The 23,045-nt window shown below is 72.9% G+C and carries 21 protein-coding genes and 1 pseudogene; 8 read left to right on the top strand and 14 right to left on the bottom strand.

The genetic code is table 11. The features are described from left to right. Positions 1 to 11: 11 nt before the first annotated feature. Positions 12 to 578: a DJ-1/PfpI family protein gene (locus ACIOGZ_RS25475; RefSeq protein WP_363587313.1), complete on the bottom strand. Its 567-nt coding sequence runs from the start codon at positions 576 to 578 to the stop codon at positions 12 to 14. A 256-nt stretch (positions 579 to 834) separates the two neighbouring features. Here ACIOGZ_RS25475 and ACIOGZ_RS25470 point away from each other — a divergent pair, with 256 nt between their 5' ends. Beyond that, the gene (locus ACIOGZ_RS25470) at positions 835 to 1,383 is read left to right on the top strand and encodes an alpha/beta fold hydrolase (protein ID WP_363629645.1); all 549 of its coding nucleotides are present in this window, start codon (positions 835 to 837) and stop codon (positions 1,381 to 1,383) included. Positions 1,384 to 1,414: 31 nt separating this feature from the next. Next, the gene (locus ACIOGZ_RS25465; protein ID WP_350886005.1) at positions 1,415 to 1,999 is read left to right on the top strand and encodes a hypothetical protein; all 585 of its coding nucleotides are present in this window, start codon (positions 1,415 to 1,417) and stop codon (positions 1,997 to 1,999) included. 8 nt (positions 2,000 to 2,007) lie between these two features. On the opposite strand, the gene ACIOGZ_RS25460 is transcribed toward ACIOGZ_RS25465, so the two are convergent. The 5 genes and pseudogenes from ACIOGZ_RS25460 to map form a co-directional block, all read right to left on the bottom strand. Beyond that, entirely contained in the window at positions 2,008 to 2,304 is a 297-nt protein-coding gene (locus ACIOGZ_RS25460) for a hypothetical protein (protein WP_400844517.1), read from the bottom strand. Positions 2,305 to 2,372: 68 nt separating this feature from the next. After that, positions 2,373 to 4,763, bottom strand: a complete 2,391-nt coding sequence (locus ACIOGZ_RS25455; protein ID WP_400987445.1) for a transglycosylase domain-containing protein — start codon at positions 4,761 to 4,763, stop codon at positions 2,373 to 2,375. A gap of 180 nt (positions 4,764 to 4,943) precedes the next feature. After that, a complete protein-coding gene (locus ACIOGZ_RS25450; RefSeq protein ID WP_400987443.1) occupies positions 4,944 to 6,425 on the bottom strand; it encodes an alpha/beta hydrolase in 1,482 nt (493 codons plus the stop codon). A gap of 181 nt (positions 6,426 to 6,606) precedes the next feature. Beyond that, positions 6,607 to 6,738 (bottom strand): annotated as a pseudogene (locus tag ACIOGZ_RS25445) (hydrolase); the annotation flags it as partial. Between the two features lie 15 nt (positions 6,739 to 6,753). Continuing rightward, complete coding sequence (map, locus tag ACIOGZ_RS25440; protein WP_363587308.1) at positions 6,754 to 7,521, bottom strand: type I methionyl aminopeptidase; 768 nt, start codon at positions 7,519 to 7,521, stop codon at positions 6,754 to 6,756. A gap of 160 nt (positions 7,522 to 7,681) precedes the next feature. On the opposite strand from map, the gene ACIOGZ_RS25435 reads away from it, so the two are divergent. From ACIOGZ_RS25435 to ACIOGZ_RS25425, 3 genes are all read left to right on the top strand, one after another. Then, positions 7,682 to 7,951, top strand: a complete 270-nt coding sequence (locus tag ACIOGZ_RS25435; protein WP_063346085.1) for a helix-turn-helix domain-containing protein — start codon at positions 7,682 to 7,684, stop codon at positions 7,949 to 7,951. A 368-nt stretch (positions 7,952 to 8,319) separates the two neighbouring features. After that, complete coding sequence (locus tag ACIOGZ_RS25430) at positions 8,320 to 9,357, top strand: lysine-2,3-aminomutase-like protein (RefSeq protein ID WP_363587307.1); 1,038 nt, start codon at positions 8,320 to 8,322, stop codon at positions 9,355 to 9,357. Positions 9,358 to 9,386: 29 nt separating this feature from the next. Then, complete coding sequence (locus ACIOGZ_RS25425; RefSeq protein WP_400987441.1) at positions 9,387 to 10,364, top strand: DMT family transporter; 978 nt, start codon at positions 9,387 to 9,389, stop codon at positions 10,362 to 10,364. Positions 10,365 to 10,496: 132 nt separating this feature from the next. On the opposite strand, the gene ACIOGZ_RS25420 is transcribed toward ACIOGZ_RS25425, so the two are convergent. From ACIOGZ_RS25420 to ACIOGZ_RS25410, 3 genes are all read right to left on the bottom strand, one after another. After that, complete coding sequence (locus tag ACIOGZ_RS25420) at positions 10,497 to 11,888, bottom strand: ABC transporter substrate-binding protein (protein WP_363587305.1); 1,392 nt, start codon at positions 11,886 to 11,888, stop codon at positions 10,497 to 10,499. A gap of 64 nt (positions 11,889 to 11,952) precedes the next feature. Beyond that, on the bottom strand, positions 11,953 to 12,861 hold the full coding sequence (locus ACIOGZ_RS25415; RefSeq protein WP_400329282.1) for a carbohydrate ABC transporter permease: 909 nt from the start codon (positions 12,859 to 12,861) through the stop codon (positions 11,953 to 11,955). Continuing rightward, positions 12,858 to 13,778, bottom strand: coding sequence for a sugar ABC transporter permease (locus ACIOGZ_RS25410; RefSeq protein ID WP_363629634.1), 921 nt, complete (start codon positions 13,776 to 13,778; stop codon positions 12,858 to 12,860). Before ACIOGZ_RS25410 ends, ACIOGZ_RS25415 begins: the two co-directional genes overlap by 4 nt. A 293-nt stretch (positions 13,779 to 14,071) precedes the next feature. Here ACIOGZ_RS25410 and ACIOGZ_RS25405 point away from each other — a divergent pair, with 293 nt between their 5' ends. After that, positions 14,072 to 14,734 carry an SMI1/KNR4 family protein gene (locus ACIOGZ_RS25405; RefSeq protein ID WP_400987439.1) on the top strand — a complete coding sequence of 221 codons (663 nt, stop codon included), beginning with the start codon at positions 14,072 to 14,074 and terminating at the stop codon, positions 14,732 to 14,734. Positions 14,735 to 14,837: 103 nt separating this feature from the next. Here the strand turns inward: ACIOGZ_RS25405 and ACIOGZ_RS25400 are convergent, their stop codons facing one another. The 3 genes from ACIOGZ_RS25400 to ACIOGZ_RS25390 all read right to left on the bottom strand — a co-directional run bounded on the left by ACIOGZ_RS25400 (position 14,838) and on the right by ACIOGZ_RS25390 (position 17,763). Continuing rightward, on the bottom strand, positions 14,838 to 15,599 hold the full coding sequence (locus ACIOGZ_RS25400) for an SDR family NAD(P)-dependent oxidoreductase (protein ID WP_400987437.1): 762 nt from the start codon (positions 15,597 to 15,599) through the stop codon (positions 14,838 to 14,840). Beyond that, complete coding sequence (locus ACIOGZ_RS25395) at positions 15,596 to 17,029, bottom strand: MFS transporter (RefSeq protein WP_400987435.1); 1,434 nt, start codon at positions 17,027 to 17,029, stop codon at positions 15,596 to 15,598. The genes ACIOGZ_RS25400 and ACIOGZ_RS25395 overlap by 4 nt, the downstream gene beginning before the upstream one ends. A 152-nt stretch (positions 17,030 to 17,181) precedes the next feature. Then, positions 17,182 to 17,763, bottom strand: a complete 582-nt coding sequence (locus tag ACIOGZ_RS25390; RefSeq protein WP_400987433.1) for a TetR/AcrR family transcriptional regulator — start codon at positions 17,761 to 17,763, stop codon at positions 17,182 to 17,184. Positions 17,764 to 17,914: 151 nt separating this feature from the next. Here ACIOGZ_RS25390 and ACIOGZ_RS25385 point away from each other — a divergent pair, with 151 nt between their 5' ends. Further along, complete coding sequence (locus ACIOGZ_RS25385) at positions 17,915 to 18,400, top strand: DoxX family protein (protein WP_363587298.1); 486 nt, start codon at positions 17,915 to 17,917, stop codon at positions 18,398 to 18,400. A gap of 55 nt (positions 18,401 to 18,455) precedes the next feature. Here ACIOGZ_RS25385 and ACIOGZ_RS25380 read toward each other — a convergent pair whose 3' ends face one another. Beyond that, on the bottom strand, positions 18,456 to 18,752 hold the full coding sequence (locus ACIOGZ_RS25380) for an MTH1187 family thiamine-binding protein (RefSeq protein ID WP_400810127.1): 297 nt from the start codon (positions 18,750 to 18,752) through the stop codon (positions 18,456 to 18,458). Between the two features lie 104 nt (positions 18,753 to 18,856). Then, positions 18,857 to 20,341 carry a SulP family inorganic anion transporter gene (locus ACIOGZ_RS25375; protein ID WP_363587322.1) on the bottom strand — a complete coding sequence of 495 codons (1,485 nt, stop codon included), beginning with the start codon at positions 20,339 to 20,341 and terminating at the stop codon, positions 18,857 to 18,859. A gap of 790 nt (positions 20,342 to 21,131) precedes the next feature. Between ACIOGZ_RS25375 and gcl the strand changes: the two genes are divergently transcribed. Next, positions 21,132 to 22,913: a glyoxylate carboligase gene (gcl, locus tag ACIOGZ_RS25370; RefSeq protein ID WP_363587296.1), complete on the top strand. Its 1,782-nt coding sequence runs from the start codon at positions 21,132 to 21,134 to the stop codon at positions 22,911 to 22,913. The last annotated feature ends 132 nt before the right edge of the window (positions 22,914 to 23,045 follow it).

Genomic DNA, 23,045 nt, shown 5'->3' with positions numbered 1-23,045 from the left:
GGGCGGGCGGGTCAGGAAGCCGGCGCCTTGGTGCGCAGGATCTCGATGAACGCGCGCAGCCACGCCGGGTGGTCGGGCCAGGCGCGGGCCGAGACGACCACGCCGTCCACCACCGCCTCGCCGTCGACGAATTCGGCGCCCGCCGCCTTCACGTCCGGCGCCAGCGCCGGGTAGGCGGCGCTGCGGCGGCCGGACAGCACCCCGGCGGCGGCGGTGATCAGCGGGCCGTGGCAGATCTGTGCGACCGGCTTGTCGCCGGCGAAGAAGTGCTGGACGATCCGCTGCACGTCCGGGTCGTTGCGAAGGTACTCGGGGGCGCGGCCGCCGGGGATGACCAGCGCGACGTAGTCGGCCGGGTCGACGTCGGCGAAGGCGAGGTCGGCGGGCCAGGTGTAGCCGGGCTTCTCGGTGTAGGTGTCGTAGCCGTCGACGAAGTCGTGGACGACGAACTGGAGTCGCTTCCTGGTCGGGGCGGCGATGTCGACCTGGTAGCCCTCCTCGCGCAGCCGCTGGTACGGGTAGAACACCTCCAGCGACTCGGCGGCGTCCCCGGTGACGAGCAGGATCTTCGATGTCATCGCCGACATCCCTCCACATGGTCGAGCGTCCGACACGGCGTGGGCCCCGGCCGGTGGCCACCGGCCGCGGGCCCGGACCAACCTCCCGCACCGGCCGTGCCGTTGGCAACAGGGCGCACCGGGCGTAATGCGGCGCGTCACCGGGTGTGCGCGCCTGCCGAGGGTCGTGCGCGCCGGGTCACCGCCCGGCTGCGGGCCGCGGCTGCCCGCGTCCTAGACTCCTGCTACCCGCCACGACCGCACACCGGAGGAGCCCATGCCGGACCGCACCACCCACCTCGTCCTGCCCGGCTACCAGAACTCGGGCCCGGAGCACTGGCAGACCCGCTGGGAGGCCGCCGAACCGGACGCCTTCCGCCGGGTCCAGCAGGCGGACTGGGACCACCCCGACCAGAGCGACTGGATCGCCCGGGTGGACGCGGCGGTGGCCGAGGCCGCCGCCGAAGGGCCGGTGGTGCTGGTCGCCCACAGCCTCGGCTGCGTCACGGTGGCCCGCTGGGTGGCCGCCGCGCCCGCCGGGCGGACCGCCGCGGTGCGCGGCGCGCTGCTGGTCGCCCCCGCGGACATCGACACCGCCGAAGTCCCGCAGCTGACCGGCTTCCGGCCGGTGGCCCTGGCGCCGTTCCCGTTCCCGGCCGTGGTCGTCGCCAGCACCGACGACCCGTGGGTCAGCCCCGAGCGGGCCCGGCTGTTCGCCGGCGCGTGGGGCGCCCGGTACGTCGAGCCGGGCGCGTACGGACACCTCAACTCGGACTCCGGGCTGGGCGACTGGCCGGAGGGCCGCAAGCTGCTCGCAGAGCTGTGACGCATCGGACGGGGGGACGATGAGGAACCGGATGCCGAAGGCCAGGCGCGTCCTGGTCCGGCTGCTGCTGGCGGGCGGGGCGGCCGCCGTGCTGCTCTACACCGAGGGGCAGTGGGAGAGCCGCTCGGGCGGGCTGATGCTGGTCGCCGACCTGCTCAACCGGCCCGAGCTGCTGCTCGGCGCGGCGCTGGCCGCGCTGATCGCCGCCGCCTGGCTGGGCGACCGGCGCACCGCCGTACGGACGGCCACCCGGGCGGTCACGGTGACGGCCGGGGTGGTGTTCCTGCTCGGCGTGCTGGCCGCGCACAAGGTCTCGGCGGCCGAGACGCGCAGCCGGGAGACCGCCCCGGCCCGCCCGGAGCTGGCCCTGGTCGTGGTGCACCGCTCGTACGCCACCGCGCCGAAGGACAACGACGACTGGCAGGTGCTGCTGGAGGTCGGCGCGGGCTGGTCCGGGCGGCGCTGGTCGCTGGCCCAGATCGGCCGGGCACCGGACGACGCCCGGCTGGTGGAGGCGAGTTGGACCGGCCGGGACCAGATCACCGTGGTCACCGACTCCTACCGGCGGGTCTTCAACCTGGACCAGGACACCGGCGAGCCGGTCGAGGCACGGTAGCGTCCGCGCTACGGCAGCCCCACCACGTGGGCGAGCAGGGCGAGCAGCGCCGCGTTGCCCGCCGCGCCCACGGCGGTGGCGGACAGGAAGCGGGCCGCACTGCCGTCCGGGAACGGGTTGACGAGCATCGCCGGCAGGAAGCCGGGCATCGTCCAGACGGCGGCGGTCCACTGCCGGACCGCGTTGGCCGCGCTGGTGCCCGCGCGCAGTTCGCGGGCGGCGGCTAGCCCGATCACCAGGTACCCGGCCAGGTAGCCGATCGAGGGCCAGAACACGGCGGGGACACCGAGGATGCTGTGCGGCATGGCACCCATCGTCCGCCGCCGGTCCGCGGCCCCGCCTGAGTACGGGTACTCAGGCGGGACCGGGCGGCTCACTGGTCCTGGTTGTCGCCGGGGTCGGCCGGCGCGGGGGGAGCCAACGGGGTGGACTGCCCGGGCTGCCCCGACGGCGTGGACGGCGCGGAGCGGCCGACCGGACTGTTCGGGTTGAGCGGACCGCCCGGGGTGCCCGGGGTGCTCAGGGTGCCGGGGCTGCTCGGGTTGCCGGGGCTGCTCGGGCGCTGCTTGCCCGAGCCGCTCCCGCAGGTGCCGGTCGGCGAGCCGCTGGGGGTGGCGCAGTTCGGGTCGCGCTTGGGCGGGTCCGGGATGTAGACCGTCGGGAAGTCCTTCTCCGGCATGTTCCGGACGGCGTCGCTCATCGCCTGCTCCCAGATCGGGCCCGGGCCGGTCGCGCCGAAGACCTCCTGCTGGTAGTGGCCGCCGATCCGGATGTTCTTCATCGGCACCTTGGTGCCCGGGCTGCCCAGCCAGACCGAGCCGGCCAGGTTGCCGGTGTAGCCGGTGAACCAGGCCGACTTCTTCTCGTCCGTCGTCCCGGTCTTGGCCGCGATCTGCCGGCGGTCGTCCAGCCTGAGCTCCTTGGCGGTGCCCTTCTCCGTCACCCCGAGCAGCACGCTGTTGATCACGTCGGCGGTGTCCGTGGACATCGCCTCGGTGCACTTGGCCGGGCTCACCGGGACGTCCTTGCCGTCCACCGTGGAGATCTTGTTGATCGCCAGCGGCACGCAGTAGGTGCCGCGGGCGGCGAAGCTCGCGTACACGTTGGCCATCGTCAACGGGCTCACCTCCTGGGTGCCGAGGCCGAGGGCGGGGACCTCTTCCAGCGGCTTGCCGTCGGCCTTGCCGGTGACGCCCAGCTTGTTGGCCATCTGCTTGACCGCGCAGAGGCCGATCTCCTGCTCCATCTGCACGAAGTAGGTGTTCACCGAGAGGGCCATCGCCTCCTTGAGCTCGTACGGGCCGACCTCGCGCGGGCTCTCGTTCGGGATGCTGCCCTCCTTCTTGCCCTTGTTCGGGTTCTTCCAGGTGCCGTCGCAGGTCCTCGTCGTCGGCCAGTCCATCCGGTTGGGCGAGTCGTACCGCTGGGTGGGCGGCAGGCCGGCCTCCAGGGCGGCGGCGGCCACGATCGGCTTGAAGTTGGAGCCGGGCTGGAAGCCGATGCCGCCGCCCATCGCCGCGTCCACGTTGTAGTTGACGACGGTCTGGTTCTTCTCCTTCGCCAGACCGTAGGGGCGGGTCTGCGCCATCGCCAGGATCTTGCCGGTGCCGGGCTCGACCATCGTCATCGCCGCCGAGACCGGGTCGGTGACGTACACCTGCTCGGAGACGGCGTTCTGGGCGGCGGCCTGCTTGTCCGGGTCCAGCGTGGTGTAGATGTTGAGGCCGCCGGTGTCCCACAGCTTCTTGCGCTCGGCGGCGCTCTTGCCGAACACCGGGTCCTGCTTGACCACGTGGCGCACGTAGTCGCAGAAGAAGCCCATGCCGGCCTGGGCGGTGATGCAGCCGTTCTGCGGGTCCCGGTACTTCAGGCCCAGCGGCGCGGCCTTGGCCTCCTTGGCCTGGTCCGCGGTGATGTGCTTGTTCTCGACCATCTTGTCGATGACGGTGTCCCGACGCTTCTGCGCGGCCACCGGGTGCAGCTTCGGGTCGTACTGGGACGGGTTCTGCACCAGCCCGGCGAGCATGGCCGCCTCGGGGAGGGCGAGGTCCTTCGCGTCCTTGCTGAAGTAGCGCTGGGAGGCCGCCTGTATGCCGTACGCCTGATGGCCGTAGAAGGTGATGTTCAGGTAGTTGGTGAGGATCTGATCCTTCGTCAGATCCTCCTCCAGCTTGATGGCGTACCGGAGTTCCTGGATCTTGCGGCCGAGCGTCTTGCGCTGCGCCTCCAGGACGGCCACCGGGTCGTCGCCGGCCTTCTCCACGTTGACGTTCTTCACGTACTGCTGGGTCAGCGTCGACGCGCCCTGGACGGCGGCGCCACTCTCCGCGTTCTTGGTGATCGCCCGCAGGATGCCCTTGAGGTCGACGGCGCCGTGCTCGTAGAAGCGGGCGTCCTCGATGTCCACCTGCGCCTGGCGCATCAGCGGTGACATCTGCTCGGCGGGTATCACCGTGCGGTCCCGCTCGTAGACCTTGGCGATCAGGCCTCCCTTGGCGTCGAAGACCTGGGTGGCCTGCGTCAGCGCCGGCGCCTTGAAGTCGTCGGGGATGCTCTCGAAGCCCTCGGCGCTGCTCTTGGCCCCGAGCCCGACGGCGCCCGCCGCGGGAAGGATGAGGCCGGCCAGCAGGACACCGCCGAGAGTGCAGCAGCCGAGGAACGTGACCGTGTGACCCAGGAATCCGATCGGGGTCTCACGACGCCGCGGGCGCGGCACCCAGGTGTCGCCCGCGTCCGGGGCAGGTATGCGGCTCTTCGGTGACATAACTGGAACACTACGGCCGCGAATACCGTGCCAGGGCAGGGTGTTGGCGAAGCTTTGTCACAAATCCGCCACAGATTCGGCTCATTCCAGCCGGTCGGACGGACGCCCGGGTTCGGACAAGGACCGTTCGTCTACGGCCTGTTGATCCCGCCGTCCGCCGGTCGGCCGGCCCGCCCCTGCTCAGCCTGCCGGGCAGGACACGTCCCCGGCCGGGCGACGACCGGTGACCAGGAAGTCCGTCACCGCCGCGTCGCCGCAGGCGTTCCCGTTGGCCCGGTAGACGTCGTGGCCGCCGGAGTCCACCGTCACCATCCGGGCCCGATCACCCAGCGCCGCACGGAGCTTGAGCGCACCCGCGTACGGGGTGGCCGGATCCCGCAGGTTCTGCGCCAGCAGGATGTTCGCCGGGCCCCGGCCGGTCACCCGCACCGGCGGCTCGCCCGGCGCGAACGGCCCGAAGGCGCACGGCATCACGTTCACCGGCATGCCCGCGGTGAGCGGACGGGCGGCGCGCTCGGCGGCCACGTCCCGGACGTAACCGGCCGGATCGGCGGGCCAGCCGACGTCGTTGCAGAGGGCGCCGACCGACACGGCGATGGTGTTCTGCACCGCCTCGTCCGGCGGCAGCACCGGGGCGGGCAGCGGCCGACGGCCGAGGCCGACCAACATCAGCCGGGCCAGGTCGGGGAACTTGGCGTCCGCGTACAGGCTCTCCAGCATCGTCTCGCGCAGCACGTTGCCGCTCAGTTCCGCAGGGTTGGCGCCGGGCCAGGGCAGCGGCGCGGCGTCGAGGCGGGCGGCGAGGTCCAGGAACAGCGGGCGGACCTCGTCCGGGGTGTCCGCGACCCGGTCCGGGTTGCCCGGCGCCGAAGCCCACGCGGCGAAGTCCGGGAAGCGGTCCTCGGCGCCCCGGCCGAAGGCGGCGAGCCAGCCGCGCCCCACCCGCGACGGGCCCGGGTCGTCGTTGCTGTCCAGCACGATCCGGTCGGTGCGCCCGGGGAACATGGTGGCGTACACCGCCCCCGCGTACGTGCCGTACGAGGTGCCCCAGGCGGAGAGCCGGCGCTCGCCGAGGGCCTCGCGGATCCGGTCGATGTCCCGGGCCTCGTTCCGGGTGGAGATGCTGCGCAGCACCGGGCCGCCGTTGCGGGCGCAGGTCTCGGCGATCCGGCGGGCGGTGGCCAGGTTATCGTCGATCGAGCCGTCCGCGGCCGGCCACGGGCGCAGCTTCACCATCGCGAGATCGGCGTGCTCCAGACCGCAGCTGACCGGCGTGGAGCGGCCCACGCCGCGCGGATCGAAGCCGACCAGGTCGTAGCGGTCGAGGACGGACTGCGGCAGGCGCTTCACCGCGCCGCTCGGGACGTCCACACCGGAGCCGCCCGGCCCGCCCGGGACGGTCAGCAGCACACCACGGCGCAGACCGGGCTTGGCGGCCGTGATCCGGGAGACGGCGATGGTGATGCGCTCGCCGTCCGGGTGCGCGTAGTCGAGCGGCACGGTGACGGTGGCGCACTGCTGGCGGGGATCGGCCTGGCCCGGGCAGGCCGTCCAGGTGAGGCGGTCCGAGCCGGCCGCGGCGGCGGGGTGGGCGGCGAGGGCGGTGACGGAGAGCGCGGCGGCCGCGGTGACCACGGCGAGGGTGCGGTTGAGGTTCGGCATGCCCGGAAGTCTTCCGGGCACGGGGACTTGGGCCCATCCGGGCAGCGGGCCGACCGGTGGTGGGGTAAACCCCCGCAAGCCCGACCGCACTTGACAGTGCGTCAAATCCTCCAGCGGATCCGGCTCGGAGGCCGGCGCACACGGCGGCTCACGCGGCCGGAAGCGAAGCCGCCGGCGGCGGTCAGGGCGGCAGGTCGAGCAGCGGCGTCAGGGCGGCCGGGCGCTGCTCGACCGGCAGATGGTCCACCGGGTGGAAGGCGCAGCCGAGGGCGGCCGCCCCGCCGTCACAGGTCCGGTCGTCGCCGACCATCAGCCCACCGCGCTCCGGCTACCGGAGGGTCAGGACGCGCGGGCCGTCCTCGGTGATGGCGACGGTGTGCTCGATGTGCGCGGCACGGCTGCCGTCCGTGGTGCGCAGCGTCCAGCCGTCCGGATCGGTGTGGTAGTCGCCCCGGCCGCCCGCCGTCAGCATCGGCTCCAGCGCCAGCACCAGGCCGGGGCGCAGCGGGTAACCCCGGCCCGGGCGGCCCTCGTTGGGTACGTGCGGGTCCTCGTGCATGCTCCGCCCGATGCCGTGCCCGCCGAAGCCTTCGAGCAGGCCGTAGCGTCCGGCGCGGGCGACCTTGCCGATGGCGTGCGCGATGTCGCCGATCCGGTTGCCGACCACGGCGGCGGCGATCCCGGCCTCCAGGGCGCGCCGGGTGGTGTCGATCAGTACCGCGTCCTCGGGCCGGGCGGCGCCGACGGTGAAGCTGACGGCGGAGTCCCCGGCCCAGCCGTCCAGGAGGGCGCCGCAGTCGATGCTCACCAGGTCGCCGTCGCGCAGCCGGTAGCCGCCCGGGATGCCGTGCACGACGGCGTCGTTCACCGAGGCGCAGATGACGGCCGGGAACGGCACGGGCGCGAAGGACGGCCGGTAGCCGAGGAACGGCGAGGTGGCCCCGGCCGCCCTCAGCACGCCGTGCGCCACCTCGTCCAGCTCCAGCAGGCTGACGCCCACGGCCGCCGCGTCCTGCACGGCGGCCAGCGCGTCCGCCACCACCCGCCCGGCTTCGCGCATCGCGTCCAGGGCGGCGTCCGACTTGATTTCGACCATGGTGGGTCGTCTCCCCTCAATCCAATTCTTATACCGGTATTTGTATCACGGTCGAAGGCGGGGCGGCCGCGCGGCAGGACGGGAGCACCGGAGCGGGGCGCACGGCGCGACCTCGCGGGAGCACGACGCGACCCCGGAGGGAGGGCCTAGTATCGACGGCATGGTGAGGACTCCACTGACCCCGTGGGAGCGCGAGCGCGGGGAGCGCTTCGGGGCGCTGCTGCGCGAGGCGCGCGGCGCGCGCAGCATGGTCGAGGTGGCGGCGGTGGCCGGCGTCTCGGCGGAGACGTTGCGCAAGATCGAGACCGGACGGGCGCCGACGCCGTCGTTCTTCACCATCGCCGCGCTGGCGTTCGCGCTGGATCTGTCGCTGGACGAGCTGGCGGCCGTGTGCGCGCTCCCGGAGGACGGCGAAGCCCTCTCGGCGTGACGCCTTAACGCTTTAACGCCTTACCGCTTTAACGCCTTACCGGCTTAACGGCCTTTTGCCGGGCCGGAATCGATCATCACCATTCGATGACCCGAGGCTCCGGACACCGCCACAGACGATCCTTGACGCGTTCAGACCACCGAGGGTAGCGTCCTTGATTGTCGGCCTTCAGCCGAGGGACAAACGGACCTGTCCCGACTGGGTTTCGCCGCCGGATCGCCCTCCGGATCCGCACCCTCGCAGCCTCGCGGCGCTATCGCCCCCGGAATTCCACTGTCCGCCGACGTGCGTTCCCGGATTCTCCCCGGGCACCTCCGTGCCCGGTCGCTGAACGATCCCCATTCGGTTTCTCTCCAGGAGTTGAACCCATGGCTGGTTCGCGCCCGATCCGCACTCCCAAGGAACTGCTCGCACAGCACCTGATCCAGGAGGATCAGGTCGCGGCGATCACCGATGTCGCCAAACGGTACGCATTGAGCATCACACCGGCGATGCGCAGCCGCATCGTCGAGCTGGACGACCCGGTGGCCCGTCAGTTCGTGCCCACCGAAGACGAGTTGACCTCCCTGCCGGAGGAGCGGGAGGACCCCATCGGCGACGATCCCTTCACCCCGGTGAAGGGCGTCACCCACCGCTACCCGGACCGCGTGCTGCTCAAGCCCGTCCTGGTGTGCCCGGTGTACTGCCGGTTCTGCTTCCGCCGGGAGGTGGTCGGCCCCGGCGACTCGATGCTGAAGGAGTCCCAACTCGCCGCCGCGCTGGACTACATCCGCTCCCACCCGGAGATCTGGGAGGTGATCTTCACCGGTGGCGACCCGTTCATCATGTCGCCCGACCGCCTGCGGCCGATCCTCAGGGCGCTCGACGGGATCGAACACGTCAAGGTGATCCGCTTCCACACCCGCGTGCCCGTGGTGGACCCGGACCGGGTGACCGAGGACCTGGTCGAAGCCCTCACCATGGACACTCCGGTCTGGGTCGTCGTGCACACCAACCACAGCCAGGAGATCGGCGACGGCGCGCGGCGCGCGCTGCGGCTGCTGGCCGGCTCCGGGATCCCGTTGGTCAGCCAGACGGTGCTGCTCAAGGGGGTCAACGACAACCCCGAGGCGCTGGAGGACCTGTTCCGCACCCTGATCGTCAACCGGGTCAAGCCCTACTACCTCCACCACGGCGACCTCGCCGTGGGCACCAGCCACTTCCGCACCACCATCAAGGAAGGGCAGGCGCTCGCCCGCAGCCTGCGCGGCCGCGTCTCGGGCCTGTGCCAGCCCACCTACGTGCTCGACATCCCCGGCGGCCACGGCAAGGTGCCCATCGGCCCGACCTACCTGAACGGGAACGGGACCGTGACCGACCCGTGGGGCATCACGCACACCTACCCGCCCAAGACCACCGAGGACTGACCGCCCCCGCCGAAGGGAACCACCGGCCCATGGTCTCCGAACCCACCCCGCGCCGGCCGAACCCCACCCTGCCGCCCCCGCCCCGGGGCTCCGGCACCGGCGTGCTCGGCAACGCCGTCCGCCACCCGGGAGGGACGCTGACGCTGATCGGGGCCTCGGCGATCTGGGGCCTGTGGACCACCGCGGAGAAGTACTCCATCCGGGGACTTCCCGTCATGACGGTGCTCGCCGCCTCCCTGTTCACCGCCGCCGCCCTGCCGTGGGCCGTCCTCCTGTACCGGGGCGGCCACCGGCGCCCGTCGCGCGACCAGTTGAAGCGCCTCGCCCTCCTCGGGCTGTTCGAGCCGATGGTGGGGTACGGGGCCATCGGACTGGGGATGGCGCGGATCGACGCCACCCAGGCGTCGATCCTCCGCGGCTCCGAGGCCTGTTTCGTCGTGGCGCTGGCCGCGGTGATCAGCCGCCGGGCACCCACGCCGCGCGGTGTCGGCGGCGTCGTGCTGGGCGCGGTCGGCGTCGCCGCGCTGGGCGGGAGCCACGCCCTGCTGGGGCTCGGCGTGGGGGATCTCCTGGTGCTGGCCGGGACGTTCGCCGCCGCGGCGGCCACCATCATCACCGGACGCGTCGTCAGGGAGACCGATCCGCTGGTCGCCACGGCCTACCAGTTCGGCTTCGGCCTGCTGTTCTCCCTGCCGCTGTTCGTGGGCCAGTGGGTCATCAGCGGCAGTCTGGTCACCGGCGGCGCCCGCCCGCTGCACTGGATCGTCGCGGCGGGCGTCTGCGGCGGCGGGCTGGCCGGGGCGTTCCTGATGTACAACTACGCCGTGACGCGGACCCCGGTCACCACGGCGGGCGTCCTGCTCAACATCATCCCGGTGTTCGGACTCGCCTTCGCCGTGGCGCTCCTGGGCGAGCGCATCGACGTCTGGCAGTACGTGGGGGCCGCGCTCATCCTGGCCGGGATCTTCCTCTTCTCGGAGATCCCCGGGGCGGACTCCGACGGCTGAGCCCCGACCGGCCGTCCCCGACGATGGTCCCGAACGGCGGCGGCCCGCCGGGCGCGTGCTGCGCCGGGCGGGCCGTCGTGGGGCGGGCCGGTGGCCGTGAGTCGGGCCGGTGACCGTGGGGCAGGGAGGTGGTCAGCTCACGGAGCTGTTGTAGCTGTCGATGGCGGGCTGGAGCTCCTTGGCCGCGTCGGCCAGGGCCTGCTGGGCGGTCTTGGAGCCGGCGATGGTCTGCTCGATGGCCGTCTCGACGCCCTTGCGGGCCTGCGGCATCACGCCGAGCAGGCAGCCGGCGGTGGCCGGGGAGGGCTTGGTGGCCTTGAGCTGCTCGATGGCCGTCTGGAACTGCGGGTACTTGGCCACCCACTCCTTGTCCTTGGGGTCGTCCAGGGACTTGCGGTTGACCGGGAAGTAGCCGGTGCCGGTGTGCCAGGCGGCCTGCTGCTCGGGGGCGGTGACGAACTTCTCGAACTCCCAGGCGGCGCGCTTCTCGGCGTCGGAGTGGCCGGGGCCGCTGATCCACAGCGAGGCGCCGCCGATGACCGGGCCGCCCTGGTCGGCGGCGGCGACCTTGGGGAAGGCCGCGGTGCCGACGGCGAACTTGGCGGCCTCGGTGTAGCCGCGCAGCACGCCGGTGGACTCCAGGTGCATGGCGACGGTGCCGGCCTTGAACGCGGCCTGGGCGTCGTCGGTGTTGCGGCCGGTGTTGGCCGCGTAGCCGCCCTTGACGAGGTCGGCCCACCACTGGACGATCTGCGCGCCCTGGGCGGAGTCGAAGACGGCCTTGCCGGCCTTGTTGGTGCGGCCGTTGTCCTGGTCGCAGTACATGGTGCCGGACTCGGCGAGCAGCTGCTCGACGAACCAGCCGTAGATGGCGGCGCCGAAGCCGTAGCGGACGGTCTTGCCGTCGGCGTCCTTCTTGGTCAGCTTCTTCGCCAGCTCGCCGAGGTCGGCGAGGTCCTTGGGCGGCTGGGCCGGGTCGAGACCGGCCTCCTTGAAGGCGTCGGCGTTGAGGTAGAGCAGCGGCATGGAGGAGTTGAACGGCATCGAGACGAGCTTGCCGCCGACGGAGTAGTAGTTGCGGATGTTCGGGTCGAGGTCGTCGAGGGCGAAGCCGTCCTTGTCGGCGAAGGCCTGGGCCGGGACGGTCTGCTTGGAGTCGATCATGAACCGGGTGCCGATGTCGTAGACCTGCACCAGGGCGGGGGTGCCCTTCTGCTGCACCGCGGCCTTGTACTTGGCGACCAGGTCGTCGTACTTGCCCTGGAACTGCGCCTTGACCTCGATCTTGCCCTGGTGGGCGGCGTTGAACTGGCTGACCAGCCCGGTGAGGACCTCGGCGTTCTTCCCCGTCATCGAGTGCCAGAACTCGACGCCGGTGACGCCCGAGGCCTGGTCGAGCGCCTGGGCACCGGGGACGGCGTCGGAGGAGCCGCCGGAGCCGGAGGTGGAGTCGCCGGAGCTACAGGCGGTCAGGGACAGGCCGGCCACCAGCAGGGCCGCGAGCGCGCGGGCACTCTTCTTCACGGGAGGGTTCTCTCTCTGTCGGGAGGGACGTGCTCGAAGGAGCGGGAGGAAGCGGCGGAGCGGGTCAGCGGACGGCGCCCGCGGTGAGACCGCGGACGATGAAGCGCTGGCCGAAGACCACCAGGGCGAGCGTGGGCAGCAGGGAGAGCACGACGCCGGCCAGGATCAGGCCCGGATCGGACATCTCGGAGTCGCGCAGCGAGGTGAGGCCGATCTGCAGGGTCTGCATGTTCGCCGTGCGGGTGATGATGAGCGGCCAGAAGTACTGGTTCCAGGCGGACAGGAAGACGTAGATCGACAGCGCCGCCAGGGCCGGCTTGTTGAGCGGGACGACGATCCGCCACAGGAACCGCCAGTGGCCCGCGCCGTCGATCCGCGCGGCGTCGCGCAGTTCGCCGGGCAGCTGCCGGAAGGCCTGCCGCAGCATGAAGGTGCCGAAGCCGGAGGCGAGGAAGGGCAGCACCAGGCCGAAGTAGGTGTTCCCGAGCCCCCAGCCGGACAGTGTCAGGTAGTTGGGGATGATGATGGCCTCCCACGGGACCATCAGCGTCGCCAGGAACACCCCGAACACCACGGCCCGCGCCTTGAGCGGCAGGAACACGAAGGCGTACGCGGCGAGGACCGAGGTGAACAGCTGGGCGAGCGTGATGACGGTCGCCACGATCGCCGAGTTGGCGTACTGCCTCGCCAGCGGGACGGTGTCGACGGCGCCGGCGAAGTTCCGCCCGGTGACCGAGTGGGGCACCAGCGCCGGCGGGTAGGAGGAGAGTTCGGACGGGCTCATGAAGGCGCCGGCGATCGCGTAGTACACCGGGAAGGCCACGGTGACGACGGCGACGGCGAGCAGCAGGTAGACGGCGGCGCGGCCGAGCAGGTCGCGCGGCGAACGACCGGCCAGCACGCGGGGGCGCGGGCGCGGCGCGGCGGCCCCGTCCTGGGCCCCGGGCCCGGCCTCGGTGGCGGTCACGGTCATGCGTAGTGCACCTTCCGCTCCAGGACGCCGAACTGGACGGCCGTGCAGGCGAGGACGACCACGAGCAGCACCACGGCCTGGGCACTCGCGGTGCCGAAGTCGCTGGAGCCGTAGGCGAAGGCCTTCTCGTAGACGGAGTAGACGAGGGTCCGGGTGGCGCCGTCGGGGCCGCCCTTGGTGAGGATGTGGATCTGGCCGAAACTCTGCAGCGAGTGGACGGTGGAGACCACGGTCAGGAAGAACAGGTTCGGGCCGAGCATCGGCACGGTGATCGAACGGGCCAGCCGCAGCCCCGAGGCGCCGTCGATCCGCGCGGCCTCCAGGATCTCGCCGGGGATCGAGCCGATGCCCGCGGACAGCACCAGCACGTTGTAGCCGAGGCTCATCCACACCGTGGTGACGGCCACCGAGACCAGCGCGTACCGGGAGTCGGTCAGCCAGCCGATCGGGCCCAGCCCGACGTGCGAGAGCAGGCCGTTGAGCACCCCGCTGGCGGGGTTGAAGAACACCGCGAAGACCACGGACGCGCTGGCCACCGAGAAGGCGAAGGGCAGCGCGAACGCGGAGCGCAGCAGCCGCACGCCCCGGATCCGGTTCTCCAGGAGCAGCACCAGCACCAGCGCGCCCAGCACGCCGGGCACCACGGTGAGCAGCGTGAACAGGGCAGTGGTGACGAGCGTGCGCCGGAAGTCCGCCGAGGTCAGCAGCTCGGTGTAGTGCTTCAGCCCGACGTAGCGCGAGGGCGCGCCGAACAGGTCGTTGGCGTGTCCGCTCAGGTAGATGGTCCGTCCCAGCGGGTAGCCGATGAAGAGGACGAAGACCACCAGGGAGGGCAGCAGGAAGGCCCAGGCGAGGCCGTGCTCACCCCAGCGGCTTCGGCGGCCCGGGTGGGGCTTGGTGTGTGGTGCGGTCGGCATGGGTTTGCGCGTCCCGCCTTTCGTTGCGTCGGTTCCGGCCGAAACCGTGTCCTGCCCACACGACGGGTCGGAAACCCCACGGTGAGCAACGGGTGTCGGCGGGATTACGCGTTCGCGTCAGATTCGGCCGGTCGTGGGCGGACGGGCGTTGGGGCGCGTCCCCGGCCGGTCGTGGGCGGGCAGGATGTGCGGCGCGCCCCCACCCGTTCCGGTACGCCCTCCGGTGGCACCGGACTGTCGGTGGGGAGTCGTACGGTTCCCGGACTGTCGGTGGGGCGTCGTACGGTTCCCGGATGGACGACACCGAATTCGACATCCGGGCCGCGATGGCCGAATCCCTGCGGGGCCGCGCGGGCACCCGGGCGCTGGTCGAGGGCTTCGCCGCCTACTGGGGCGAGCCGCTGCGGCCCGACGACGGCTTCACGGACGCCGAACTCGACGCCGCCGAAGGGCGCCTGGGCCTGCGGCTGCCGGCCGCGCTGCGCGAGGCGTACCGGCTGTTCGGCCGCCGGGAGGACCTCACCGGCAACCACAACCGGCTGCTGTCGCCGGAGGAACTGTTCGTCCTGGACGGCGCCCTGGTGTACCAGGAGGAGAACCAGGCGTGCGCGCACTGGGGCGTCCTGCTGGCCGACCTCGACCAGGACGATCCGCCGACGGTGGGCCGGCTCGACCTCGCGGACAAGTCGGAAGAGCGCTGGGAGCCCTGGGAGGAGCGCTTCTCGACGGCCGCGACGGCGATGGTGATGGTGGAGAAGCTGTTGCAGGACGACGAGTTGAGCGTGTTCGCCGAGTCCGGAGTGGAGGTGCCGGAGGGGCTGGCGGAGCTGCCCCGGCTCGGCCGTGGCTGCCGCTGGTTCACCGGGCCGGACGTGCTGGTCGTCGAGCTCGACGAGGACCTCGTGGTGGCCCGGGCCCGGACCGAGGAGGCCCGGGACGCACTGGCCGAGCAGTGATCTGATGGCCCAACGACGGTACCCCGCCCGCTCGTTGGGCCACGGGTGGATCAGGCGATGGCCCAACGACGGGTCGCTGCCCGGCCGTTGGGCCACGGGTGGATCAGGCGGTGGCGCCGCCGTCCAGGACCAGGTCGGCGCCGACGGTGAAGCCCGCCTCGGACGAGGCCAGGTACAGCACCGCGGCGGCGACCTCCTCGACCGCACCCGCCCGGCCGACGGGGAGGCTGTCCTTCATCCGCGCGGCCTTGTCGTCGGCGTTCTCGCCGGGCCGGGTGGACATGCTGGTGTCCACCGGGCCGGGGCTCACCATGGTGATCCGGACGCCGTCCGCGATGTGGTCGAGGGCGGCGCTGCGGGTCAGCGCGGTGACGGCGGCCTTGCTGGCGGCGTAGGCGCCGAGGCCGGGCACACGCATGTGGACGCCGAGGTTGGAGGAGATGTTGACGATCGCGCCGCCGTCGTGGGCCCGCATGTGGCCGATCTGGTGCTTCATGGCGAGCCAGGTGCCGGTCAGGTTGACCGCGAACACCCGGTGCCACTCGTCCTCGTCGATGTCGGCGACCGGGCCGACGGCGCCGAACACCCCGGCGTTGTTGACGGCGACGTCCAGGCCGCCGAGGAGTTCGACGGTCTCCCGGACCAGCCGGGCGGCGTCCTGACCGTCCGCCACGTCGCCGGTCAGCGCGACGGCCTTGCCGCCCGCCTGCTCGATCAGCTCGACCGTCTCGGCGAGCGGGCCCGCGCTGCGGCCCGCGACCGCGACCCGGGCGCCCTCCCGGGCGAAGGCGAGAGCCACGGCCCGTCCGATACCGCTGCCGCCGCCGGTGACCAGGACGGACTTGCCGATGAAACGCGTGGTCATGAGAGGTGCTCCTTGATCTGGATGGTGCGTTCTGGTGCGGTGTCGGTCTCTGTGGTGGTCTCGGGAGTCACCCGCGCCGGCATGGCGACGGCGAGGGCGGTGAGCGCCAGGGCGGTGCCCGCCGCCGCGAAGGCCGTGGCGTAGCCGCCGACCACGCTCGGGCGGGTGGCGGCGAGCGCCATCAGGGCGGCCACCCCGGCGGTGGGGCCGAGTTCCATCGCGGTGTTGAGCACGCCCGCGGCGAGGCCGGTCCGTTCGGGCGGCACGCCCGCGGTGGCGAGCACGGCCGCGCCGGCGAAGGCGGTAGCGGCCCCGGCGGGCAGCAGGAGCAGCCCGGGCAGCAGCCCGGTGGCGTAGTCGCTGCCGGGCGCGAGGCCCGCCAGCAGGCCGAGCCCGGCCGCCGCGAGGGCGAGCCCTCCGGCGGTGACCGCGACGGCGCCGTAGCGGGCCGTCAGCGGCCCGGCCAGGCGGCCGGCCGTCAGCAGTGCCGCCGCGTACGGCAGGAAGGCGGCGGAGGTGGCCAGCACGCCCCAGCCGCGGACCTGTTGGAGGTAGAGCGCGAGCAGCAGGAAGGTCAGCGCGGTGCCGGCGGCGGTCGCCATGACGGCGGCGAGGGCGGTGGCCCGGCGGCGGTCGGCGAGGAAGCCGGGCGGCAGCAGCGGGTCGGCGGTGCGCCGTTCGACGGCGGCGAAGGCGCACAGCAGGGCGAGCCCGGCGGCCAGCGGCAGCAGCGTCCCGGGGCTTCGCCAGCCGTGGTCGGTGGACGCCACCAGCCCGTAACTGGCCGCGCAGACACCGGCGGCGGCCAGGGCGGCGCCGGGCAGGTCCAGCCCCGGCCGGCCGACGGCCGATGGTCGGCCGGCGGGTTCGGCGGGCGGCAGCGAGCCGGAGCGGACCAGGCCGACGAGGGCGACCAGGACGGGCACCGCGAACAGCCAGCGCCAGGAGACCCAGGCGGCGACGGCGCCGGAGAGCAGGTTGCCCGCCGTGGCGCCGAGCACCGAGAGGCCGCCCCAAGCGGCCATCGCCCGCCGGTATTCGGCGGGTCCGGGCCGCAGCACCCGGACCACGGCGACCGCCGCCGGGGCTGCCAGGGCCGCGCCGACGCCCTGGGCGAAGCGGCTCGCCAGCAGGACGGGGTAGCCGGGCGCGAGGGCGCAGGCGATCGAGGAGGTGCCGAGCAGGGCCAGGCCCACCCGCAGCAGCCGGCGGCCGCCGTGGCGGTCGGTCAGCCGCCCGCCGAGGAGCAGCAGGGCGCTGAAAGAGAGCCCGTAGGCGGCGCTCAGCAGCAGCACACCGGACGGGCCGAGCCCGAACTCCCGGGCCACCAGGGGCAGTGGCACGGACAGGATCATGATCGTGAAGATCAGCGTGGCCTGCACGCCGCCGAGCAGGGCGAAACCGGGCCGGTCGGCCGTGGCGACACTCATGGAAACCCCCCTCTCCATAATGACCGTTCGGTCCAGTATTGGGACAGCAAGAGGCGGCCTCCACCGTCGCCCCGCCATCGCCCCACGATCCGTCAGCCGATCCGTCAGCCGATCCGTCAGCCGATCCGTCAGTCGACTCGTCAGTCGACCCGTCAGTCGAGCAGCACCAGCGCCTGCTCGGCGGCGTCCCGCACCCGGGACGCGCCGTCGGCGGTCCGGCCCAGAACCCGCACGCCCTGCAACAGCACCAGCAGCATCCGGGCCAGCGCCCTCGGGTCCCGCCCGGCGGGCAGTTCGCCCTGCGCCTCGGCCCGGACCAGGGCGGCGGTCAGCACCGTCTCCAGGTGGCCGAGCCCGGCCTCCACCCGGCGGGCCGCCGAGGGGTCGCGCGCGGCGAGCTCGACGGCGGTGTTGGTGATGAAGCACCCGCGCTTCAGCCCGTCCTCGGCGGACTCCGCCGCGAACCGGCGGACCAGCGCGCGGACGGCCGGCAGCACCGGGCCGGGCTGGGAGAGCTCGGCCAGGAGCGCCGGGTCGGCCTGCTCGCCGTACCGCTCCAGCGCCCGCAGGAACAGTTCGTGCTTGCTGCCGAAGGTGGCGTAGATGCTCGCCCGGGCGATCCCGAGCTCCTCGACCAGGTCGGCCATCGAGGTGGCCTCGTAACCGCGCCGCCAGAACAGCTCAAGGGCCGACTGGAGCACGGCGTCCGGGTCGAATTCCTTCGTTCGCGCCATGGGTGAACGCTAACCCTTTCCAGAACGGTCGGTCAAGATCCTCCCCGAAGGTCGCACACGTGGGATCTGACGGAGCATTGCCAAGTGGACTAGACCAAGGCTACCCTTACCGCCCCGTACCTCCTCCTCCCCCCACAGGAGGCGTTTCCCCATGCCCGCGAACCTTCCCACCTCTCCCCAGCAGGCGGCCGAGGCCGCCCGCCCGCTCGTCCTGACGGCCTTCCGGGTCGTCGTCGGGCTGCTCTTCGCCTGCCACGGCGCCGCCTCGCTCTTCGGCGTCCTCGGTGGCACCAAGGGCGGCGGCACTGTCCCGCTCGGCCAGTGGCCCGGCTGGTGGGCCGCGCTGATCCAACTGGTCGGCGGCGCCCTGGTGCTGCTCGGCGTCGGCACCCGGACCGCCGCCCTGCTCTGCTCCGGCTCGATGGCGTACGCCTACTTCACCGTGCACCAGGAGCACTCCCTGCTGCCGCTGCAGAACGGTGGCGAACCCTCCGTCATGTTCTGCTGGGCCTTCCTCGCCATCGCGGTGCTCGGCTCCGGCCCCTACGCCCTGGACCGGCTGCTGGCCCGGCGCACCACGGCCGAGCCGGCCGCCCAGCCCGCCCCGGCCGGGGCACACCAGGGCCAGACCGGCTGAGCACCCGGCCCGGCCCAGGGCCCGACGAGCGGCTCGACGGACTGACTGTGCGGGGTCAGTCCTCGGCCAAGTGCCGTTCCACCGAGGCGACCTTGGCGGTGAGCCCGTCGGTGACCCCGGCCCGGTCGTCGATCTTGATGACCGTGCTCACCCGGCCGCTGTAGGCCTTCACCGCCTCGATCGCCGCCCGGATCACCGGCATCACCTCGTCCCACTCCCCCTCGATGCTGGTGAACATCGCGTCGGTCCGGTTGGGCAGTCCGCTCGCCCGGACCACCCGGACGGCTGCTGCCACCGCCTCTCCCACGTCCTCGCCGATCCCCAGCGGGGTCACCGAAAAGGCTGCGATCACGGCTCTGCGCTCCTTCCGCCGACGGCACTCACCGGCAGCACTGGTCGTGGCCGGGACCAGGTTCCGGTCCGGGCCGCGACCAGGCTAACCAGCCTTGCCGGCGCTCACACCACGGTCGGCAGCGGCGGTTCGACCGCGAGCGGAGCAGTGGCGCGGGCCCGGTGCTGGGCGGCCCACGCGGTGAGGGCCACCGTGCAGGCGTGGTCCAGGTGGCGCAGCCCGGACCAGTCGAGTTCCACCGGCCGGTCGGCCGGCAGCCGTTCCAGGGCGTCCAGCAGCCGGGGCAGCCGCAGGAAGGTCGCGTTGCCGGTGAGCCGGACGCGCTGCAGGGCCTCGCCGGACGGCAGGACCAGTTCCTCCAGGCCGATCTGGAGGTGCGAGGTCTGCCAGGCGGACTTGGCCACGGCCAGGCCGATGCCGATCAGCACCCCCTCGAACAGGTCGGTGGCGATGATGGCGCTCGCGGTCACCGCGAGCACCAGCGCCTCGCCCCGGTGGCCGCGGCAGAGTGCGGCGATCCGCCGCAGCGGGACGAGCTTGGCGCCGGCGTGGACCAGGACGGCGGCCAGCGCGGTGAGCGGGACGAGCCCGAGCACGCCGGGCAGCAGCGCGGTGAACAGCAGCAGCCAGAGCCCGTGCAGGGTGCGCGAGGCCTTGGTCCGCGCCCCCGCCTGGACGTTGGCCGCGCTGCGGACGATCACCGCGGTCATCGGAAGGGCGCCGAGCAGCCCGCAGACGGTGTTGCCGATGCCCTGGGAGGTCAGCTCGCGGTCGTAGTCGGTACGCCGGCCGTGGTGCATCCGGTCGACGGCGGCGGCGCTGAACAGCGTCTCGGCGGAGGCGATCAGGGTGAAGGCGACGACCGTACCGAGGCCGGCGGTGCCCGCCACCGCGCCGAGCGCGGCACGGTCGGGCAGGTGGACGACGTCGAGCAGGCCGGACACCCGGACCCTCGCCACCGGCAGGTCGGCGGCGGCCGTGACGGCGGCGGCCAGCCCGACCGCGGCCAACGGCGCGGGGACGCCGCGGGCGACGCGCCCGGGCAGGTACTTCCAGCCGACCAGCACGAGCAGGGTGGCCAGGCCCAGGGCGACCGCGCTCGGGTCGGCCACGCCGGTGACCACGTCCGCCAGCAGGTCGGGCAGTCCGGCGATCTTCTCCGGCCCGGTGGCCGGGGCGCGGCGGTCGGCGAGCGCGTACAGCTGGCCGAACAGCAGGGTCAGTCCGATGCCGGCCAGCATGCCGTGCACCACCGAGGCGGACATCGCCCGGAACCAGCGGCCGAGCCGGAGCGCTCCCATCGCGATCTGGAGCAGCCCGGTGCCGAGGACGAGCAGGCCGAGGGCGGTGACGCCGAAGCGCTGGACGGCGTCGTAGACCAGGACGGTCAGCCCGGCGGCCGGGCCGCTGACCTGGAGGCTGCTGCCGGGCAGGAGGCCGACGACCAGGCCGCCGACGATGCCGGTGACCAGACCCAGTTCGGCGGGGACGCCGGAGGCGACCGCCACCCCGACGCACAGCGGCAGGGCGACCAGGAACACCACCAGCGAGGCGGGCAGGTCGTAGCGCCAGGGGACGGCGCGCAGCACGGCGAGCGGGGGCCGGCGGCGGCCCGGCGGGGCGGCCTTGCCGGGGTGGCCCGGCGGGGCCTTGCGGCGGCGGGGCGTTCGGCTCACCCGGTCACCACCGGGGGGCGGGCAGGGAGACAGCGCATGGCGGCGTTCCTTTCGCGCGCCCGCCGCTGCGGGCACGCCGTCACAGGGAGGTGATGGGGGTCGCAGGGGGGTGAGGAGAGGGAAGGGAGGTGGACCGCGCGGAGGGGGCGACAGCGGTACGGCCGCAGGTCCGGGCGGACCGGACGGCGGCGGCGGGTGTCGGGTCGGTGCGGCCAGGGGGTGCGTCCCTCGCTCGGGTGCGGCGGACCGGGCACGCTGGTCCTGGACGGGACCGGCCGCCGGAGCTCCCCCACTCCCGGACCGTCCCGAATCCCCCTGCCACGGCCTCAGTTGGACATCACGGGCCCGGCGTGCCACCGACGGTACCCAGAGGTGCGGGGTGGGCCGACCTCGGGCACCGTCCCTTCACCCGCACTGCACACCGGCCGCGCTTTCCGGCGCGGAACGACTGGCTCCCCGGGCACACCAGCGCGATCGGCGCCCACCTGTACGAGCCCGGCCCCGTCTCCCCGCCCCTCGGACGCCCGCGGCGACCTGCGGTTTCACCCCCCGGGGCCGGCTTCCACATTCTGTTGGACCTCCCCTTGACGCCCCGCCGAGGCCAGCCGTACCGTATTTCCACATACAGAAACCGTTCTTCCGTATGGTGGAATTCTGGAGATGAGCCCTCCGACCCACTGCGGGCCGACGCAGGAGATACCCGATGCCTCGTATGACAGCCGCCCGCGCGGCCGTGGAGATCCTCAAGCTCGAAGGCGTTGAGGTCGCGTTCGGCGTGCCGGGCGCGGCCATCAACCCGTTCTACGCCGCGCTCAAGGCCTCCGGCGGGATCAGGCACACGCTGGCCCGGCACGTCGAGGGCGCCTCCCACATGGCCGAGGGCTACACCCGCGCCAAGGCCGGCAACATCGGCGTCTGCATCGGCACCTCGGGCCCGGCCGGCACCGACATGATCACCGGTCTGTACTCGGCGATCGCCGACTCCGTCCCGATCCTGTGCATCACCGGCCAGGCCCCCGTCGCCCGCCTGCACAAGGAGGACTTCCAGGCCGTCGACATCGCCTCGATCGCCAAGCCCGTCACCAAGGCCGCCACCACCGTGCTGGAGGCCGCACAGGTCCCCGGTGTGTTCCAGCAGGCCTTCCACCTGATGCGCTCCGGCCGTCCGGGCCCGGTCCTGATCGACCTGCCGATCGACGTCCAGCTGACCGAGATCGACTTCGACCCCGAGGCCTACCAGCCGCTCCCCGTCTACAAGCCCGCCGCCAACCGGATCCAGATCGAGAAGGCGCTCGCGCTGCTCCAGGCGTCCGAGCGCCCGCTGATCGTCGCCGGCGGCGGCGTCATCAACGCCGACGCCGCCGAACTGCTGCGGGAGTTCGCCGAGCTGACCGGCGTCCCGGTGGTCCCGACCCTGATGGGCTGGGGCATCGTCCCCGACGACCACGAGCTGAACGCCGGCATGGTCGGCCTCCAGACCTCGCACCGCTACGGGAACGAGAACTTCCTCGCCTCCGACTTCGTCCTGGGCATCGGCAACCGCTGGGCCAACCGCCACACCGGCGGCCTGGACGTCTACACCGCGGGCCGCACGTTCGTCCACGTCGACGTCGAGCCCACCCAGATCGGCAGGATCTTCGCCCCCGACCTCGGCATCGCCTCCGACGCCAAGGCCGCGCTGGAGCTCTTCCTCCAGGTCGCCCAGGAGCTCAAGGCCGCCGGGCGGCTCAAGGACCGCAGCGAGTGGGCCGCCGCCACCCAGGACCGCAAGGCCCGGCTCCAGCGCCGCACCCACTTCGACGACGTGCCGATCAAGCCACAGCGCGTCTACGAGGAGATGAACAAGGCGTTCGGCCCGGACACCCGCTACGTCACCACCATCGGCCTCTCCCAGATCGCCGGCGCGCAGTTGCTGCACGTCTACCGGCCGCGGCACTGGATCAACTGCGGCCAGGCCGGCCCGCTCGGCTGGACCATCCCGGCCGCGCTCGGCGTCGCCACCGCCGACCCCGAGGGCCAGGTCGTCGCGCTCTCCGGCGACTACGACTTCCAGTTCATGGTCGAGGAGCTGGCCGTCGGCGCCCAGCACCGCATCCCGTACGTCCACGTGCTGGTGAACAACGCGTACCTGGGCCTGATCCGCCAGGCGCAGCGCAACTTCGACATCGACTTCCAGGTCAAGCTGGAGTTCGAGAACATCAACGCGCCTGAGCTGGGCGTCTACGGCGTGGACCACGTCCGGGTCGCCGAGGGCCTGGGCTGCAAGGCGATCCGGGTCACCGAGCCCGAGGGCCTGCTGCCGGCCTTCGAGGAGGCCAAGAAGCTGGCCGCCGAGTTCCGCGTCCCGGTCGTCGTCGAGGCGATCCTGGAGCGGGTCACCAACATCTCGATGGCCGCCGCCGACATCGACAAGGTCAACGAGTGGGAGGAGATCGCCACCCTCCCCGAGCACGCGCCGACCGCCGTCAAGCCGCTGGCGCCCTGAGCCCGCCGCGGGCCGCTCGGGGCGGGATCCGGCCCGGATCCACCACTGCGCCCCGCCCCGAGTGGCCCGGACGCGCACCGGGTACAAACCGGAAGACGCTCGCGCCCGACCTCCGTGCGCGGGCCCGGAGCC

This window comes from Kitasatospora sp. NPDC088160 (genome assembly GCF_044741445.1).
Classification (GTDB): domain Bacteria; phylum Actinomycetota; class Actinomycetes; order Streptomycetales; family Streptomycetaceae; genus Kitasatospora.
Note: the sequence above shows the minus strand (reverse complement) of the source record. Positions and strands in the feature narration are given on the sequence as shown.